We start from the raw sequence: 18,490 nt of genomic DNA, 5'->3' as shown, positions 1-18,490 counted from the left end.
TACTAATTTCTCGTGAGGCTTGACCATATGGGTCATCTCAGGACGCTCGAGATATCACTCGCTGCAACGCATCGGATGCGCCCCTGGCATCCCGAGTCGCTCAGGCTCCCGCCTGATGCACTCCTTCATTCCCGTTCCGGTAACAGATAATTGTTACGTCTGGTGATCATAGCAGAGGGGTTCCACCCGTTCCCATTCCGAACACGGAAGTTAAGCCCTCTCGCGCCGATGGTACTGCCGCATGGTGGGAGAGTAGGTCGTCGCCAGACGTTTTTTTTTGTATCCCCAGGACCCGCGCAAGGGGCCTGGGGATAAAAAAGAACTCTCTGGAAGGAGACGACCGTGCCAGGCGCGTACCGCAGGGACAACGTCCCGAGGAACGCGCCGACGTCCGAACAAAGTGAGGAGTCGTCGCCAGACGTTTTTTATTGCCCGCATGGAAATGGGGCAATAAAAAACGTCTGGGTACCCCGGTGTGTACCGCAGGGGCGGAGCCCCGAGGAACGCACCGAGCCGGAGCCGCNGGCAGCGGCGGAGGAGACGTTTTTTCTGTATCCCCAGGAACCGTAGAGGTGCAGAGCTCATCGTAAAGTGAAGGGCAACGCCTCCTTGTGCTGCCACGTGGTACAGGAAAAAAAAGGAATCTGCCCCGCGAGGTCAAGCGACCGGAGAGATCCGTTCCGTCAGGTAGGCCGAGATCAGCTGTTCCGTATCCAGCGGGATATCAACGTACTCAAAGGCGATGGCATCGCTAACCCGCACCACCTTCATTTTCAGCGAAACAATCTTCTCTCCCAGGAGAAGCGAGGCAGCCGTTACAACAGCATAGGTATCTATGCGAGATGTCTCCTCGGGAAACATGGGACGAGCCAGCAATCCTCCGCTGGAAATATCGATCACCTCACACCCCACAATTCGGAACGTGTAGGGATTTGTAAACATGAAACGTATTGCGTCGTTTCGTGAGGGCATGTATCGCGCTGCACTGCGAACATCCAGACTCTGGTAGTAGCGTGTGACAATACCCCTGAGTCGTTGTGCCGTCTCCTCGCCTGAGAGAGCCTCCGTAATTATGGCGTTCACCTGGAGACACTCAGCCTTTTCTGCCTCGGTTTCGTCGAAGGCCTCGCTGACGGTCAAAATAAAAATCGTCTCCCGACGGCTGAAGGTACTACGCAGATAAGCAATAAAGGGCTTCCAGTGCCTCGGATAATCGGTTGCAGAGAAGAGAATGATCTGAGGCTCGATCTCCTCGAGATTATCCATGGCCTTGATCGGATTATCGTAGCAAATGACGTTCGTATCCCGATGGCTCAAGGATTCTTCAATATAGGGTCGCAGTTCGGCGCTCNCGCTTACAAGCATCACAGTCATTCATGTATCGCCTTATTCGGAAGGTTCTCCACGTTATATCCGATGATCTCCCAGAAGCCATTTCGCCGCTCAAGCCGGAAGGTATACCGCTTTTGTTCGCGGTACCGTTCGTAATCGAAGGAGAGGAGCACCACCACCCGTCCCTCATCGGGAGAATAGCTGGTCTGGAGGATCTCGTACCTGCTGGGAACCTGAACGAGAGCGGCGTCCGAACCCGAGGGCTGTCGCACAAGATCATCCCGAAAACGCTGAATGGTGTCGAGCTGGTCTGCCTCGCTCAGCAGGCGAAACCGCCGGTCCCGTTCGGGATTCTGACGATATATCTTCTCCAGATTCAGATAGAGAAAAAACCGGTCCCACACTTCCTGTCGCCGGGCCTCCAGAAAGTATTCTACAACCTCATCGGGGCTTTTCCGTTCCCGTTGGAGTCGCTCTTCGGTAATGGCCTGAAAGCGCATTTCCTGTCGAATTTCCCGGGAATGGCCCGGCCGGATAGAAAGGGGGATCGTATTCGATGCTATTCCCTGACTGGAATTACCCCGGAAAAGGCCGGGGTAAAACGTCGCCTGCACCCGGTATTGCCCGGGAGTCTCCAGCGAGACGTAATCGGTGAGAGCCTCGATGAACCGGAATTGCTCTCCCGGTTCCAGAGTAACGGTGCGGTAGAAAACTTGATTCGTTGTCCGCCCTATGATAAATTCTCCAGAGCTTCCCAGGGGCCGGTTCGAGGGATCGGTAACGGAGAAATCCAGATTAAAGAGCCGGTTGTCAGCGACCTTGAACTGGACGCTTTCAGGGGTCTGGTTTTCTACCGCCACGGCCACATAAACGGAGCTGTCGGGGAAATATATCTCTTCGTCAAAGAGCCGGATCGAGACCGTCAGAGCCCCGATACGGAGAGGGGAGACGAGACAAACTAGCAGACAAGCCAGACCAAGCGTTCGGCGATTTTGCAACATAGGACCTCAATCAATAATGTCGACAAATTCCAGCAAAACCTTACTCAAAGAGCAGTTAACCTCCCGTTTCGGCGGAAACCCCGCGATGCTTGAGCTCTCGCGCGCCATTAAAAACGGTCCCTTGCCCCTCTCGGTACGAGGTGCAAAGACAACCTTCGCCAGTTATCTGGTATCGCGGATTTTTGGCGACATGGCCGGCCCCCTTCTTGTGGTGGTCCCCAACGAGAGCGAAGTCCTCCCCCTCCAGGGTGATCTTGCGCTCTTTGGCGTCGAATCGATCGCATTGCCCTCCTGGGGGACCAGCGCCTATGCGGAACCCTCTTCCCGTTCCTCGGCCTGGGGTGAACGAATGCGAGCCATGGTGGAGATGAACCGTGGAGCCCGCCGGGTTGTAATCGCTCCCATGCGGGCGATCATGATGCGCACCGCCTCTCCCGGGGATCTTCTGGAGCAGGTAATTACGCTCGAGACGGGCGCACCTCTCGATCCCGCCGGGATCGCGCAGCAACTCATTCAGATGGGCTACTGGAGGGTCCCCAAGGTAAGTGTCCACGGCGAGTTTGCCCTCCGGGGGGAGGTGCTGGATATCTTTTTGCCGGGGTGGGATTTCCCGTGTCGGGCTGTCTTCGATTTCGACGAGATTTCCGGAATACGCCTCTTTGACGCTGTCACCCAGGCATCGAGAGAAAAAATATCGACCCTTCAGGTTTACCCCCTCAGGGAATCCCTTTGGACCCGGGAGGAGCGGGATCTTCTCTTTCAGGAGGCTCTTCAGTGGCCCGAAATGAGAGCCGTGAAGAATCAGGTGCTGGATCTGGCGGAACGGGAGACCGCACCTCCCTACTGGACCGCAGCCTTTTCGCAGGAGTTCCGGCAGAGCGCTACGGTCTTTGACTACCTGCACCGTCACGGGAGGGTAATCTGGATCGACCCGCAGCGAACGATCGCTCTGGGTGAGAGCTTCCGGAAAGAGTACGAATCGATCTTTGCCGAAGAACACTTTCGCAGGCCCCTGCCGAGGCCCGAGAGGGTTTTCCTCTCCTGCCAGGATCTCATGGAGCGCGTGCAGAATTCCTCGGTTCATTTTGATTCCCTCGCCTCTGCCCGGGAGGCGGGGGGGATCCGTTTTTCCTGCGATCCCCCGAGATCCTTCTTTGGAAACATCAACTACCTGAAAGAAGAACTCTCGACCCTGACGGGCTCGGGTCACCGGGTTATCGTGGTGGCCGATACAGAGGCGCAGCAAAAACGGATCGAATTTCTTCTGCGGGACTACGCAGTGGACGTGGTCCTGGGACACATCACCGGGGGCTTTGCCTTGCCGGAACAGCGACTGGTGGTTATCCAGGAGAACGAGATCTTCGGTCGTCGCCGGAGGGCTCCCGCCAGCTTGCGAAAGACCGAGAGCGCACCCATCGACACCTTTGTGGAACTCGATGAGGGCGATTACGTGGTTCACATGAACTACGGGATCGGGCGGTTCTGCGGAATCAAGCGGATGACCGCAGCGGGCAACGAGCGGGATTACATACAGCTTGAATACGCCGACGAGGAGTCGGTCTTCACCCCGATCGAGCAGGTCAACCTGATTCAGCGCTACATCGGATCGGGAGGGACGCCACCCAGACTCGACAAGATTGGGGGGAAGAGCTGGGAGAAGCGCAAGGGCGCTGTGCGAAAGAACGTGGAGGACCTGGCAGATCGGTTGATCGCCCTCTATTCACGGCGGAAGAAGGTCCAGGGGTACGGTTTCCCTCCTGACACGGAATGGCAGATGGAATTTGAGTCGACCTTTCCCTACGAAGAGACCGAAGATCAGCTGCGGTGTCTGGCCGAGATCAAGCAGGACATGGAGCGTCCCCAGCCTATGGACAGGCTTGTCTGTGGTGATGTGGGCTACGGAAAAACCGAGCTCGCTCTCCGTGCCGCTTTTAAGGCTGTGGCCAGCGGAAAGCAAGTGGCTTTTCTTGCCCCCACCACCATTCTGGCCGAGCAGCACTATGAAAACATGCTGGAGCGGTTCGATCGCTTTCCTGTAAAGCTGGCGATGCTCTCCCGGTTTGTAAAAAACAAGGAGAAAAAGGAGGTCCTTCAGGGGCTTGCTTCGGGCTCGATCGATGCGGTAATCGGGACCCACAGTATCCTCCAGAAGACGGTGGAGTTCCAGAATCTGGGGCTCATCATCGTGGACGAAGAACAGCGGTTTGGTGTGAAGGACAAGGAGCGCTTGAAGGAATTGAAGCATAGCGTGGACTGCCTCACCCTGACGGCCACCCCCATTCCGCGAACCCTGCACATGTCCCTTCTGAAAATCAGGGACATGTCGCTCCTGAGAACGCCCCCCCACAACAGACAACCCGTAGAGACCGTAATCGCCGAGTTCAGCGATGAGACCATCGCCAGGGCGATTCGGGCCGAGGTCGAGCGGGGAGGGCAGGTGTTCTTTCTCCATAATCGCGTGGAAACCCTGGAAAACGTTCAGCAATTTCTGGAGCAGCTGGTCCCCGAGGTTATCGTGGAATCTGCTCACGGACAGATGGGGGGGCGGCAGCTCGAGGATATCATGCACCGCTTCGTGAGTGGAGCGTTCCACGTGCTGGTGGCAACGACGATCATCGAGAACGGCATCGACATCCCCAACGTCAATACCATTATCATAGATCGGGCCGACATGTACGGGATCTCGCAGCTGTATCAGCTGCGGGGGCGCGTGGGCCGGAGCGACCGGACCTCCTTTGCCTATCTCTTTTATCCCGATCAGCGTGCGCTCTCGGAACTTGCCATGAAGCGCCTGGAAATTATTAATGATTTCACCGAGCTGGGGAGCGGTTTCAAGATCGCCATGAAGGATCTGGAAGTCCGGGGTGCTGGCAACCTTCTGGGGAGTCAGCAAAGCGGTGATATCGGCTCCATCGGATTTGACCTCTATCTGAAGCTTCTTGACGACGCCATCAGAAGCGCCGAGAAACCGGCCGCTTCCGGGGACGATCAGGGCGAAGAGGTCTATCTGGAACTCGAATACACGGGTTTCATCCCCGATCAATACATCGAGGAACCCATGGAGAAGATGGAGGTCTACAAAAAGATCGCCTCCGTCACCACCGACGCCCAGTTTGAAGAGTTGATCGGTGAGATCGAAGACCGCTTCGGTCCTATGCCCGAGGAGATCCAGAGCCTGCTTGCCCTGGCAGAGATCCGCATTCTGGCCCGGCGCCTCCACGTGGCATCCCTGCGTGAACGTCAGGGGCGCCTTGCGGTGGAGTTCGGCAAGGTAGCCTCGGTCTCGGTGGACCGGGTATTATCGTTGATCAAGAACTCCGGCGGCGCCGTCTCGCTGGATCCGCAACGTCCCAACGTGATCATCATGGAAACGGGCCGGGTCGGGCTCAAGGAAAAATCAGAGTTTATCCGCGGGCGCCTGGCACAGTTGCTCTAGCCACGGNGCCCGTGATCTGGCGGGCACGGTCGGGTGCCCCGGCCCTGATACTCCACCAGATGTTACCAGCCAGATGCTATCAACCAGATACCAGCAAGGAGACAGGATGAACAATATTCGTAGTTACGTTCTGCGGGCCGCCCGCATGAGCGATCATCAGAAAGACGCCTGGGAGCGGCTGAGTGATCGCTACTGCATCTCTCTTCCCGCCCTGGCAGAACCATCCGGGGAGGATGCTCCTCCGGAACAGATCGCCTGGGAGGGTGTCTTTCCTCACCGGAAAGACGATCCCCGGCGGCCGGTTATCATCGATATCGGCTTTGGTATGGGCGACTCCCTGGCCGAACTCGCCCGGAGTCAGGGAGATCGCGACTTTCTGGGGATCGAGGTGCATAAGCCGGGAGTGGGCAAGCTTCTGGGCAAGATCGAAGAGCAGGATCTTCATAACCTGCGGATCGCCCGGTGTGATGCGGTGCCCCTGTGCAAGCACCTCATTCCCCCGGGAAGCGTCGATGGGGTCCATCTCTTTTTTCCCGATCCCTGGCCAAAGAAACGGCACCAGAAGCGAAGAATCGTGCGGGAAGGGTTTCCTGAACTCGTGGCGGCGGTGCTGCATCCTGGCGGGTATCTCTATATGGTCACGGACTGGGAGGACTACGCCTGGCAGATGCGACGCGTTATGGATTCTTCNCGACTGTTCAGGAATGAGTTTGACGGCTTTGCGCCACCCCGGGAATGGAGACCCGAGACGGCCTTCGAGCGGAAGGGCCTCCGGAAGGGCCACGGGATCTTCGAACTCTACTATGTTCGCGACGGCCGCACCTGCGACGATTACGCCGGGACAACATCCCCGGGTAATCCGGAGACGGTGAAGAGTGATAGCGGAAAGTAATAAAGAAAAGCAATAAAGAAACGCGCACTGCCGGAGATACCCCCGGCAGTGCCTTCAATCCTAGTCTTCCCGCTCCTCGTACTGCGAGTTGGCCACGATCTCGTCGGCAATCTTTCCGCTCACCGGATCGTAGTGGTCCAGCTCCATCTCGAAGCTCCCCGTTCCTGCTGTAATCGACCGGAGGTCAATGGCGTAGCGCAACAGTTCGGCCTGGGGAACCAGGGCATCGATCTCGATGATCCCCCCTCCCAGTTGGTCCTGGCCCAGAACCCGGCCCCGCTTTGAGCTCATGTCGGAGAGAACGTCTCCCAAGTACTGTTCCTCGATAAATACTGCGAGCTTCATCACCGGCTCCAGCAGGACCGGCCCGCATTTCTTCATGGCCTCCTTGAGAGCCCCCCTGGCGGCGATCTTGAAGGCCATCTCGGAGGAGTCTACGGGGTGTTCCTTTCCGTCAAAGAGNACAATCCCCACATCCTTTACGGGATAACCCGCGAGAACACCATGCTCCATCGCCTCGTGGAGCCCCTTCTCGATGCCGGGAACATAGCCCTTCGACACGGACCCTCCCTTTATCTCGTTGGCAAAGTGGTATTCCTCGCCCCGTTCCAGGGGCCGGACACGGATATGGACCTCGCCGAACTGACCGTGACCGCCGGACTGCTTCTTGTGGCGGTAACTCACCTCGGTTGACTTGGTGATCGTCTCCCGGTAGGCCACGCGGGGAGGGCGTGTCTCGATCTCGATCTTCTGGTTCTTTTTTATGCGATCAAGAATTGTTGTGATGTGAAGCTCGCCCATGCCGGCGATGACCGTCTCGTGGGTTTCGGGATTGAAGGTGACCGTAAAGGTTTTGTCTTCCTCGGTTGTCCTGACCAAGTGTTCGTTCAGTTTGTCCTCGTCCTTTTTGCTGTTGGCCGAGATGGCCAGGGCGTAGACTGGCTGCGGCAGGGCGAGGGGACGAAAATGGATAAACACATCGGGAGCGTGGAAGGTGTCGTTCGTGTGAGCGTCGGCAATTTTTGTAAGAACTCCCAGGTCGCCAGCGCAGATTTCGCTGGTCTCGATGAGTTTCTTGCCCACGGCGGAGTGAAGTTTGCCGGCCTTCATCTTTTTGCCGTCCCGGTCGATGACGAATTCGGCGCCTGCTGTAAGGGAGCCGCCCATGACCTTGACAAAGGAGAGTTTCCCCGAGAACTGATCCAGGGTGGTCTTGAAGTTCATTGCAGCGAAGGACTCGTCGGGACTGATCGTGTANGGTGATTCGTTCCCTTCCTTGTCTACGGCGATCTCCGTGACCCCCGCAGGGGAGGGGGCTGCCCAGGAGAGAAAATCCAGAAATATCTTGATTCCGCTGTTTTTGAGCGCCGAACCGCAGAAAACGGGAACCACCTTGTTTGCCCGGAGCCCCTCGGAGATTCCTCTCCGGATCTCTTCCTCGGTGAGATTTTCTTCTTCCAGGTATTTCATTGTGAGCTCGTCGTCGCCCTCNGCAGCGGCTTCGATAAGCTGCGCCCGGTAGCGGGCAACCGAGTCGGTGGCGTCCTGGGGGATCTGGCCCGGTTTTTCCGGGCCGTCGTTTTCTCCGGGGAACCAGGCCTCCTGATTCACCAGATCCACAACTCCCGAGAAGGAGCCCTCAGCGCCCAGGGGGATGGCAACGGGCACCAGGGTAATATCAAACTTTTCCTGGAGGTCCGCAAGAACNTTCTCGTAGTTTGCCCGGTCCTCGTCCATCTTGTTAATGAAGACCATGCGGGGCTTGTTCCGGTTGTCCAGACGGCGCCAGAGCTTCAGCGTTTCAATCTGAACCCCGGCCCGGGCGCCTACCATCATCACGGCCGATTCTGCCGCACGAAAGGCCGTGACAACCTCGCCGACAAAATCCGATGCTCCGGGTGTGTCCAGGATGTTTACCTTGCACTCCTGCCAGATAATGTGGGAGAGGGATGTGTGGAGAGAGATGCCGGTCTCGATCTCTTCGGGCGTGTAGTCGCTCACGGTTTTGCCTGACTCCACCGATGCGGGGGCGTCTATCGCCTTTCCTGCGAAGAGGAGCTGCTCGACAAAAGAAGTCTTGCCAGTCGATCCGTGGCCGGCAACCGCGATGTTCCTGATCTGATCTGTAGTGTACGCCATGATGAACACATCCTTCCTGTCTGGGACTGTTATTTAGCTATCAATTCTCCTGTCGGTCCCGGGTGTTGTCAAGCAAAAGTTATAGCTCCGGCGTCATTCCCCCCGATCTGCTCCGGGCCTCAGCGCGCCGATGCGGGAGCAAAGTGGGAGAACTCCATGGAGTAGTTGCCGCGCCCCTGGGTAGCACTACGCAGGGCTGTGCTGTAACCGAACATCTTTTTCAGAGGAGCCTCGGCGAGTATGTGTTCCACCCCCGGTCTGCTTTCGACGGCATGGACCAGCCCCCCTCGGGTGGTGATCCCGTTGATGACCTCTCCCATGAACTCCTGGGGAACCAGAACGGTCACCTTCATGACCGGTTCGAGCAGGGCTGCTCCCGCTTTCTGGCAGGCGCTGTCGAAGGCCATTGCCCCTGCCGCTTCAAAGGCGAACTCCGTGGCCGTGAGGTCCGAATAAACCGCATCGACCAGTTCTACCCGAATATCGACGGTGGGATAGCCCAGGCTGATCCCGGAGTTGAAGGCCCCTGTTATCCCCCGGGCTGCTGCCGAGGCAAAGGGCTCGGGCAGCTTTGAGAGGGGAACCGTGCTTTCGAAGTGATTCCCCTCGCCTCGCTTGCGGGGAGATACGGCCAGGGTGAGTTCGGCGTGGTTCTCCTTCCCGCCGATCACCTTGTGGAACACCTCGGTATGCTCGGTGGCGGAGGTGATCGTTTCGCGGTAGGTGACTTGGGGATTTCCGATCTTGGCGTGTACCTTGTAGTCTTCCACGATCCGGGTAACCAGCACGTCCAGGTGCAACTCTCCCATGCCGGAGATGATCAGTTCTCCCGTGTCTTCGTCTTCCTTCCAGAGAAAGGTGGGATCTTCGCGGGTCAGGAGCTGCAACACCTCCTGAAGGCGGTCCCGCTCGCTCATGGTCCGCGGTTCGATGGCGACGGATATAACGGGCTCGGGAAAGTGCATCCGTTCCAGGATCACGGGAAAGCCCTCGCTGCCGAAGGAGTCTCCCGTTTGCGCAATCTTGAACCCCACAATCACGCCGATCTCGCCTGCTACCAGGCGATCTACCTGTTCGGTGCGGTTTGCGTGCATCCGGAAGATGCGGTTTACCCGCTCCCGTTTGCCCTGGTTATGGTTAAAAACGGCCGTACCGGATTTGAGTGCCCCCTGGTACAGACGGACGAAGCAGAGGTTCCCTGCCTCCCGATCGGTTTGGATCTTGAAGACCAGCCCCAGGGCCTGCCCCTGGTCTGTGCGCTCAACCAGAACAGGTTCTCCCTTTTTCGGATGCATTCCCTGAAGGGGGGGGAGCTCCTCCGGGGCGGGAAGAAAGTCGATCACTCCGTCCAGGACCGATTGAACGCCGATATTCTTGAGGCTGGCCCCCACATAAACAGGTACCAGAGAGCGGTTCAGGGTCTCCCGGCGCAGGATGGTGCGGATAAGTTCAGGGGGAACCTCCTGGTCATCCAGAACCAGTTCCGTGATCTCGTCAGAATGGGCCGAAACGGCGTCCAGGAGCTTTTCCCGCCATTCCTCGGCCAGAAGGATCAGGTCCTCCCGGATAGGGTGTTCCGTGATGGTCCTGCCCGAATCATCGCTGTTCCAGCGACGTTCCTTCATGGTGATGAGGTCGATCGTGCCGGAAAAGGACGATTCAGAACCCACCGGGAGCGTCAGGGGAACGGGGGTGGCCCCCAGTTTTTCCCGGATCTCCTGAACTACGGCAAAGAAGTCGGCCCCGATGCGGTCCATCTTGTTCACGAAGGCGATCCGGGGGACCTCGTAGGAATCGGCCTGGCGCCAGACCGTCTCGCTTTGGGGTTCGACGCCTCCAACGGCGCAGAAGATTGCCACGGCTCCGTCCAGTACACGGAGGCTCCGTTCCACCTCGGCGGTGAAGTCCACGTGTCCCGGTGTATCGATGATGTTAATGCGGTGATCGTTCCAGTAGGTAGTGGTGGCGGCCGAAGAGATCGTGATTCCCCGGTTTTGTTCCTGGGGCATCCAGTCCATGGTTGCGGCGCCGTCGTCGACCTCACCGATGCGGTGGGACTTGCCGGTGTAATAAAGGATGCGTTCCGTTGTGGTCGTTTTGCCTGCATCAATGTGGGCCATGATGCCGATGTTTCGTGTTTTTTCGGTCATAACGTGCCGCAGATAATATCACAGGTGGATGCTTTTGTTACAGTCCAGGGAACAGCCGGGATCCAGAGGGCGACCAGGGCGAGGGCCCGGGGAGATTTCAATCGAGTTTTGACAATCCTGCCTTGACAATCTGCAGAACCTGTTGACGCGCCCTCGGGGGTGTGCTATATTCCCGGCGTTACGGGCGAATAGCTCAGCTGGGAGAGCGCCTGCCTTACAAGCAGGATGTCGGGGGTTCAAATCCCTCTTCGCCCACGTTTAAACCCTTACAAAGCAAGAAATTAGCTTTGTAAGGGTTTTTCTTTTTTAGCCAGATGCAATAAAGTTGCAATAAAGTCATCTCACCGAGTATCATTTAAAGCATGGCACGTATGGGAAGACCCCCGAAAGAATGGTCTGTCATTGATCGTGGAACGGGGGTTTGGTATTACCGGCTTCGCTTTTGGCGCGACTACGAGTCGACCGGTATCAAGATCAAACGCAACTCCAAAGGCCAGGCAACAAACCGCTCAGACGCCAATCACTACGCGGCAGAACAGTACCAGCGAGCAATCCTGTACAATAAACGTGGACTCACGCTCCGGGAGTTCCTTGATCCGTATTTCGTTTGGGACCGGTGTCCTCATGTGAAGCAGCTCGTGGCAGATGGAAATGTCCCAACTGAGTGGCATACCCAGTCTTCATGGGATTGCCTCCTATAAAGACGTGTTTTCTCTCTCGAGGCATTCAGACCTAAAGTATTGTATGTCTACACGGCTACTCGCAGGTAGTGGTGAGACAGATCCAAAGCCCTGTCTCCGGTCACCACGCACTGGCTGGATCTGATCTCAGTCGGCCTCCTCGATATCCACAGCCAGTTCTTCGTCCTGCTCGGCCAACGCCTCCTGCTTAGTCTCCTCGGCATGCCTGTCGACCTCATCGCCGAGTCGATCAAGGACCTCGATAAATTTCTCGGCAGCTTCCAGCAATTGCTTGTACCTCACCTCCAGCGCTTCCTCGTCCTCATCACTGCGACGAGCCGGTGTCTGGTTGCGTGTCAGTTCGACCAGCTGCTCTACCTTGCCGTGGAAGTCGCTGTGAATGGTAACCAGCTCAGAATAAACCCGCTGGTGGCTGTACTGGCGTCCTTCATCGCTTTGCAGCCATCTCGTCAGCCAGCAGGCCCCTGAACTGGATGATTTCCATGTTGACCGGTAATCGCCACCATCAATCAGGCGGCGCACACGCGTCAGCCACTGCAAATGATTCAGGGCGACCATGTTGGAATTCATGCTGACATTTTCTTCGCCATACAATTCCTCTTCGAGGTCCTGTACCGCCTGCACCCCACGCATGCTGGCATTGGCTAGTTTTGATAGAATCCCGTTATTATTGGCCAGTAACTCATCAATTCGCTCGCTGCGCACATTAGTGGTCTGACTGGCCTGTCGGATCTCCATCATGGCTCCGGTAATTTCTGACATGCTTTCAGCGATCTCCCGGCTGCCAGTCTGAATCTCCTCGGTAATCGTAACCAGTTCTGTGGTCGCCTTGACCACCTCCTGGCTACCTTGGGAAATCTCATCAGTGGCGTGATCTATTTCGGAAAAAGCACTGGCCGTCTGGTCGACATCTTCTCGAACCCGCACAAAATATCCGAGATTTTGTCCCACATATTCCTCGGCCTCGTGGATGCCACTGACAATCTGTTTCAGAGTTGAGCCAATGCTGACGGCATTCGAGGAAGTCGACTCGGCCAGTTTGCGGATCTCTTCCGCCACCACCGCAAAGCCCCGGCCTGCATCTCCGGCATGAGCCGCCTCTATCGCTGCATTCATTGAGAGCAGATTTGTTTGTCCGGCAACCCCATTGATAACCTCGATGGCGGCCTGAACAGCATCGATATGTCCGGCAATTTGTTTGATCAGCTCATTGGTCTGTTCGGCCTGGGACTCGCCAGAATTGGCCAGCTCGGCCAGCTGAGCGGCTTTTTCCCGGTGCTGGCGGGCTATCTTGGAAACACTTCCAAGATTGGCGTTCATCTGCTCCACGGCAGATGAGGTCTGAACGACGGCCGAAGACTGGGATTCAACTCGTTGCGTAAAGCTCTCGGTTGTGGCATTGATCTCTTCAATCGCTGCCGTGGTATCCCGCAAACGCTGATTGACAGTCTCGGTCTGTTCGTTGATTTCATCTATGCCACTCTGCATGCGCTGGTTCATGGTCAGCGCATGCCGAACGCCATCAATCAAATCCTGGGCTTGGTCATCATTGTCCTTCACCAGCTCGACAATTCTGTCACGTAACCGCTCATAGGTCTCCGACGCCGCATGTCCGGCAGCGATCTCCTGCTCCTGCTTCCCGTCAAGGCGCCGGCGCCGACCTAATACTACCAGTGAGCCAGGCGCAGCCGGCACAGCCGGAATCAGAGCCACCCAGAGCGGCAACACTCCCACAAACGCCGCCAGCAATGCCAGCAGCACCAGCCACGAGGTGGCCACCATCAATATTATACCCATTCTGCTACTTCTGCTGTTTTTCTCTGGTCGCACAGTACCTCCTTCAAAATATTAGCTCTCAAAGCTTTAGTGTACTATATATAATACAATGGATTGTATTCGACTGCATAGTCGAGCTCTTCCTCCCTCCCGTCTACGCACAACAATCCTGACACAGGGGGGTCACGGCGTTTTTTCTGTCCCCCCGCTGGCAGGGCATTTCCGGAGAACCGGGGGCATACATCAGAAGGTCTCGAACTCCTCATCGTCGTGATCGGGGATCGTCTTTCGCCGGGAGAGGGAGGGCTCCTCTGCCAGGGCAAGGCCCGTGCTCTTTCCGGTCCGGTTCCCGGCCTGGCCGGGTGATTCGGCAGATTTTCCCGGCGCAGGGAGCGTCCGTGGCCTGGTGACGCCCTCGTCGATCCTGAAGAAGGCTACGCTGCTTTTCATCTGTTCGGCCTGGCCGTTCAGTTCCTCGGACATGCTCGCCATCTCCTCCGAGGCCGAAGCGTTCTGCTGAACTACCTGATCAAGCTGCATCAGGGCCTGGTTAATCTGGTCTGCCCCGGAGTTCTGTTCCCGGCTCGAAGCGGCGATCTCCTGAACCAGTTCGGCCGTTTTCTGGATATCGGGGATGATCGCGCTGATCATCTGCCCGGCCTGTTCAGCCACGTCCACGCTGCTTCGTGACAGGTCTGCGATCTCGCCAGCCGCCTTCTGGCTGCGCTCCGCCAGTTTGCGGACTTCGCTTGCCACAACGGCAAAGCCCTTGCCGTGCTCGCCAGCTCGAGCTGCTTCGATCGCCGCATTCAGGGCCAGAAGGTTTGTATTTCGCGCGATCTCATCGATTATGCCGATTTTTTCGGATATATCCCGCATGGCTGTGACGGTCTTCGTCACGGCCAGACCACCTTCCTCGGCATTTTTTGCCGCCTTGCGGGCTATCTTCTCGGTCTCTTCGGCGTTATCCGAGTTCTGTCTGATATTGGAGCTCATCTGTTCCATGGAGGAAGAGACCTCTTCGGCGCTTGCAGCCTGCTCGGTAGCCCCCTGGGAAAGCTGCTGGGCCGAGTTGGACATCTCTCCGCTGCCGGTGGCGACGTTTGATGCGGCAGCCTTCACCTCGCCCACGACACGGACAAGTTTTTCACGCATGTCCTGAAGGGATCGAGCCAGAACTCCGATCTCATCGCGCTGGTCGATCTCCAGCCGGGTGGTCAGATCGCCCTCCGAGAGTTCCCGGGCGAAGGTAACGCCCTTATAGACGGGGCCGGTGATGAGTCGGGTGATGGTGACGGTAATAATCATTCCCGCCAGAAGCGCAAGAACAAGGCCGATGATCAGCACGAGGATCGCGGTAGCTATCCGTTCCACCGCAGCGCGGGCTACACCGGTTGTAGACTCCGCTGCCTCATCGAGAAAATCCTGGGCTATGGCGAGAACGGCATAGTAGGCTTCCATCCGCTCCTGTCGCGCCTCGTGGGCCTCTTCAGCAGCAGCGACGAGGCCCAGCACAGCAGCCCGGTACTCCTCTATCGCTCCCTGCACCTGAGCCAATTGACGCAGGTTAACCTCCTGCCGGGTGACTCGTATCAGGTCCTCCACCAGGTAGACCAGCCGGTCGGCATCCTGCGATGCTTCCAGCACTGATTCTGCGTCCTGGTACGCCTCGGCTCGCCAGGTATTCAGAAGGATCCGGTTCCCCAGATCCAGTATGTCGTTACCCGCGTTGATCCGGTCCTGTCGGATGCGAAGTTCAGCCTGCGTATCGGCTGCTTCGATCTGCCGGTACATCGCATCGGTCTGGGAGTCTACGTAGGCCATGATCTGTTCCTCGAAACGGATCCCTTCGCGGTGAATCCTCTCCCTGGCCGCCAGAATTGCGTCTACGGCCCCCTCGGTGAGGTCCAGGGCCCGGGTATACTGCGTAACCAGGCCCGTGACCTCGTCGAGTACCGGTACCAGCTCCTGCTGATGGGCAGATTCGAGTGCGGCCTGGCGTCCCGATCGGAGAACGCGGTTCAGGTTTTCTATCTCGCCGCGGCCGTTTTCCAGCCATTCCCGCTGGTAGTTGAAGCTGTACGATCCGGCGTAGTATCCCGCCAGGAGCTGGTGTTCGAGGACCTCTCCCGCCAGCACCCATTCCGGGACATACCCCTCGGCCAGGGCGATGCTGTCGTCCTGGATCTGCATCATGTTGATTACCGCAAAGATCCCTATGGCTGCTGCGATGGTCAGAACGATAGCAAAGCCGGTTCCTATCTTTGCTCCCAGTTTCATGTTCTTGAGCACACTGTCCCCCCTTCAGATGGGTCTCCCCCCGGGACAGGGAACGGTGCCCCGCAGGCTGTCGATGGCGGGATCTTCCCGGGCCTTCCCTGTTCCGGTTAGGATATTATATCCACTGTAAGGCAAGGGGATGGAAAGATCAAAATTTGGTCCGTTCCCTGTTTGGGGGTATTGCGATGCCGGAGTTTTGCGAGCGGATAGCAGAAGACCTCGAGAGGTTGGGGGTTTCTCCGGGGGAGACGATCCTGGTTCATTCCTCCTTCAAATCCCTGGGGCCTGTGCCCGGGGGGATCGGGGAGGTGATCCGGGGGCTGCGCGGGGCGGTCGGGGAGCGGGGAACGCTTCTCATGCCCGCTCTGAGCTGGACTCTGAGACCTCCTGATATCTTCGATCCCCGGCGGACACCGGTAAATGTGGGGGCTGTCCCGGAGTTTTTCCGCACCATGGAGGGGGTTCTCCGGAGTATCCATCCAACCCATTCGGTGTGCGCCACGGGCAGGCGTGCCCTGGAGTTGTTGGCCGACCACGAGAAGGATCACACCCCCTGCGGCCGTCATTCACCGTTTCGCAAGCTGGTGGAGACCGAAGGGTCGATCCTCATGATTGGCTGCGGGGTGCGGCCCAATACCACCATGCACGCGCTTGAGGAATACCTGGAGCCCCCCTATCTGTACGGAGAGGACTGTCTCTTTACAATCAGGGACCCCCAGGGCAGAGTGTATCGGAAAGAATACAGAACCCACGGGTTTATCGCTCACGGCTACTCCCACAGATACGACCGGATCATGGATCTCGATATACACTCCTGTATGCGCACCGGCCCGATCCTGGGGGCCTCTGCTGTTCGTCTGGACGGGCCGGGACTGAAGAGGCTGGTCCTGGAAAAACTCCGGGAAGACCCATTCTTTTTTGTGGATCCCGATCCTGCAGATCCTGGTTCTGAAGACCCCGGAGCTGAAGAAGAACCGGAAAGAAGGAGAGACCCATGAAACAGCTTATGATATTTGGCCATCCCTCGCGGGAGAGTTTTTGCAATGCCCTGGCCGACGAATACTGCGCGGGAGCGATCGAATCGGGGAGCGAACTCCGTCGTATCGATCTTGGTGAGCTCTCGTTTGATCCCGTATTGCACCAGGGCTACGCCGGGAATCAGCCCCTCGAACCCGATCTCGCGATGGCCCGGGAGAGTATTCTCTGGGCCGACCATCTGGTGTTTCTCTATCCCACCTGGTGGGCCGCCCCTCCTGCCCTGATGAAGGCCTTTGTGGAGCGGGTCTTCCTCCCGGGGTTCGCCTTTCAATACAAGAAGGGCGCCAAGGTCGTCTCCTGGGACAAGCTGCTCTGTAACAGGTCGGCACGGGTAATCAGCACCATGGACTCGCCTCCCCTGTACTACAGGATGGTGGCTGGTGATCCCGGGTATAAAATGATGAAAGATATCATGCACTTTTGCGGGGTCCGGCCCGTTGCACGGAGCTATTTTGGATCGGTAAAAATGTCGGCTCCGGAGAAGCGCCGGAAATGGCTCCGGGAAATCCGCAGGCTCGGCGGTTTGGCCTGAGAGCCCGCTCCTGCCACAGTGGGTGAGAAAGAAGAACGAATGGATATATTTATTAATCGACAGAACACTTGACAAGACGGCCAAACGCAATGCATAATTTTCCGTCGTCCCCGGCATTTTATGCATGCATGGGGGTCTTTTATGCATATCACACACACAATAATTCTGGAGATCCAATGAAAGNAACCCGTACCATCAGTCTTCTAGCCGCCCTCACCCTGATCACGGTAATTTTTGCCACAGCCTGCGGAGACGACCGCACGAGTCAGCGTCCGACCCGTCTGGCCGTTGCAACGGGAGGAACCGCCGGGGTCTATTTCCCTCTGGGCGGGGCTTTTGCCAACATTATTAACGAAAAGGTCTCCGATGTTACGGCTAATGCCGAATCCACGGGTGCCTCGGTGGAAAACGTGAACCTCCTGAACAACGGGGACGTTGACTTTGCCACTATCCAGAACGATATCTCCTACTACGCTTTCACGGGGACGGAGATGTTCTCCGATGTAGCTGCCATGACCAATCTCAGGGGTGTGGCCACGCTGTATCCCGAGGTTGTCCAGATCATTACCCTGGACTCCAATATCACGAGCGTTGAGGATCTGAGGGGACGGCGTGTAGCTGTTGGAGCTCCCGGCAGCGGAGTGGAAGCGAACGCGCGGCAGGTCCTGGCTGCTCACGGGATCGGCTACAACGATATTCGGGCCGACTACCTCTCCTTTGCCGAGGCAGCCGATGCCCTGAAAGACGGTAATGTCGAGGCGGCCTTCCTCACAGCGGGTACGCCCACGGCCGCAGTGACCGACCTCTCGACTACCCATTCCGTCCGGATCGTCCCTATCGACCCTGCAGTGGCCCAGCGTCTTATCGCTGATTTTCCCTTCTATAACCAGGTGAGTATTCCCGCCGGAACCTACCGGAATCAGAGCGATGATGTGGAGACCGTGGCTGTCATGGCCATGCTCACCGTACGGAAGGGGCTGGACGATGATCTGGTGTACAATATAACCAAGGCACTCTTCGAGAACCTCGATATGCTGGCCGCTGCGCACAGCAGGGGTGGTGATGTAATGCTCGAGACCGCAAAGGACGGAATGTCGCTGGAACTGCACCCCGGGGCTGCCCGCTATTACTCCGAGATGGGGCTCTAGAGCAGCAGCTCCAGCGCGCCCGGGAGGGTGGCTTCGGCCATCGGGCGGGTGTTTTACCGCTTCCC

General features: G+C 57.5%; 11 protein-coding genes, 1 tRNA gene and 1 rRNA gene. 7 read left to right on the top strand and 6 right to left on the bottom strand.

Going from position 1 to position 18,490, the window contains the following annotated elements; genetic code table 11:
- The first annotated feature begins 158 nt into the window (after positions 1-158).
- Positions 159-269: ribosomal RNA gene (gene rrf / locus B071_RS0105935) — 5S ribosomal RNA — on the top strand.
- Positions 270-657: 388 nt separating this feature from the next.
- Here the strand turns inward: rrf and B071_RS20600 are convergent.
- Both B071_RS20600 and B071_RS0105925 read right to left on the bottom strand, forming a co-directional pair.
- The gene (locus B071_RS20600; protein WP_018526187.1) at positions 658-1,365 is read right to left on the bottom strand and encodes a PilZ domain-containing protein; all 708 of its coding nucleotides are present in this window, start codon (positions 1,363-1,365) and stop codon (positions 658-660) included.
- Between the two features lie 5 nt (positions 1,366-1,370).
- On the bottom strand, positions 1,371-2,333 hold the full coding sequence (locus tag B071_RS0105925; protein WP_018526186.1) for a hypothetical protein: 963 nt from the start codon (positions 2,331-2,333) through the stop codon (positions 1,371-1,373).
- A gap of 85 nt (positions 2,334-2,418) precedes the next feature.
- Between B071_RS0105925 and mfd the strand changes: the two genes are divergently transcribed.
- Together mfd and trmB are read left to right on the top strand one after the other, a co-directional pair.
- Positions 2,419-5,769, top strand: a complete 3,351-nt coding sequence (gene mfd, locus B071_RS0105920) for a transcription-repair coupling factor (protein ID WP_018526185.1) — start codon at positions 2,419-2,421, stop codon at positions 5,767-5,769.
- Between the two features lie 73 nt (positions 5,770-5,842).
- Positions 5,843-6,661: a tRNA (guanosine(46)-N7)-methyltransferase TrmB gene (gene trmB / locus B071_RS16190; RefSeq protein ID WP_083914552.1), complete on the top strand. Its 819-nt coding sequence runs from the start codon at positions 5,843-5,845 to the stop codon at positions 6,659-6,661.
- A 60-nt stretch (positions 6,662-6,721) separates the two neighbouring features.
- Here the strand turns inward: trmB and fusA (B071_RS0105910) are convergent, their stop codons facing one another.
- A complete protein-coding gene (gene fusA, locus B071_RS0105910; protein WP_026245025.1) occupies positions 6,722-8,800 on the bottom strand; it encodes an elongation factor G in 2,079 nt (692 codons plus the stop codon).
- Between the two features lie 119 nt (positions 8,801-8,919).
- Positions 8,920-10,950 carry an elongation factor G gene (fusA, locus tag B071_RS0105905; protein ID WP_018526182.1) on the bottom strand — a complete coding sequence of 677 codons (2,031 nt, stop codon included), beginning with the start codon at positions 10,948-10,950 and terminating at the stop codon, positions 8,920-8,922.
- A gap of 182 nt (positions 10,951-11,132) precedes the next feature.
- Between fusA (B071_RS0105905) and B071_RS0105900 the strand changes: the two genes are divergently transcribed.
- Positions 11,133-11,205 (top strand) — tRNA-Val (locus B071_RS0105900).
- A 572-nt stretch (positions 11,206-11,777) separates the two neighbouring features.
- Here B071_RS0105900 and B071_RS0105890 read toward each other — a convergent pair.
- Both B071_RS0105890 and B071_RS16185 read right to left on the bottom strand, forming a co-directional pair.
- On the bottom strand, positions 11,778-13,448 hold the full coding sequence (locus B071_RS0105890; protein ID WP_018526180.1) for a methyl-accepting chemotaxis protein: 1,671 nt from the start codon (positions 13,446-13,448) through the stop codon (positions 11,778-11,780).
- Positions 13,449-13,670: 222 nt separating this feature from the next.
- Positions 13,671-15,719, bottom strand: a complete 2,049-nt coding sequence (locus B071_RS16185; protein ID WP_018526179.1) for a methyl-accepting chemotaxis protein — start codon at positions 15,717-15,719, stop codon at positions 13,671-13,673.
- A gap of 173 nt (positions 15,720-15,892) precedes the next feature.
- Here B071_RS16185 and B071_RS16180 point away from each other — a divergent pair, with 173 nt between their 5' ends.
- The 3 genes from B071_RS16180 (at position 15,893) to B071_RS0105870 (ending at position 18,425) form a co-directional block, all read left to right on the top strand.
- Positions 15,893-16,705 (top strand): AAC(3) family N-acetyltransferase, encoded by an 813-nt coding sequence (locus B071_RS16180; RefSeq protein ID WP_157703049.1) that lies wholly within the window; start codon positions 15,893-15,895, stop codon positions 16,703-16,705.
- Positions 16,702-17,277 carry an NAD(P)H-dependent oxidoreductase gene (locus B071_RS0105875; protein WP_018526177.1) on the top strand — a complete coding sequence of 192 codons (576 nt, stop codon included), beginning with the start codon at positions 16,702-16,704 and terminating at the stop codon, positions 17,275-17,277. The genes B071_RS16180 and B071_RS0105875 overlap by 4 nt, the downstream gene beginning before the upstream one ends.
- A gap of 89 nt (positions 17,278-17,366) precedes the next feature.
- On the top strand, positions 17,367-18,425 hold the full coding sequence (locus B071_RS0105870; RefSeq protein ID WP_438829598.1) for a TAXI family TRAP transporter solute-binding subunit: 1,059 nt from the start codon (positions 17,367-17,369) through the stop codon (positions 18,423-18,425).
- Positions 18,426-18,490: the final 65 nt, after the last annotated feature.

The sequence above is a fragment of the Alkalispirochaeta alkalica DSM 8900 genome (assembly GCF_000373545.1).
GTDB lineage: Bacteria > Spirochaetota > Spirochaetia > DSM-27196 > Alkalispirochaetaceae > Alkalispirochaeta > Alkalispirochaeta alkalica.
The sequence above is the reverse complement of the archived record's forward strand: the minus strand, read 5'-3'. Positions and strand labels throughout refer to the sequence as shown.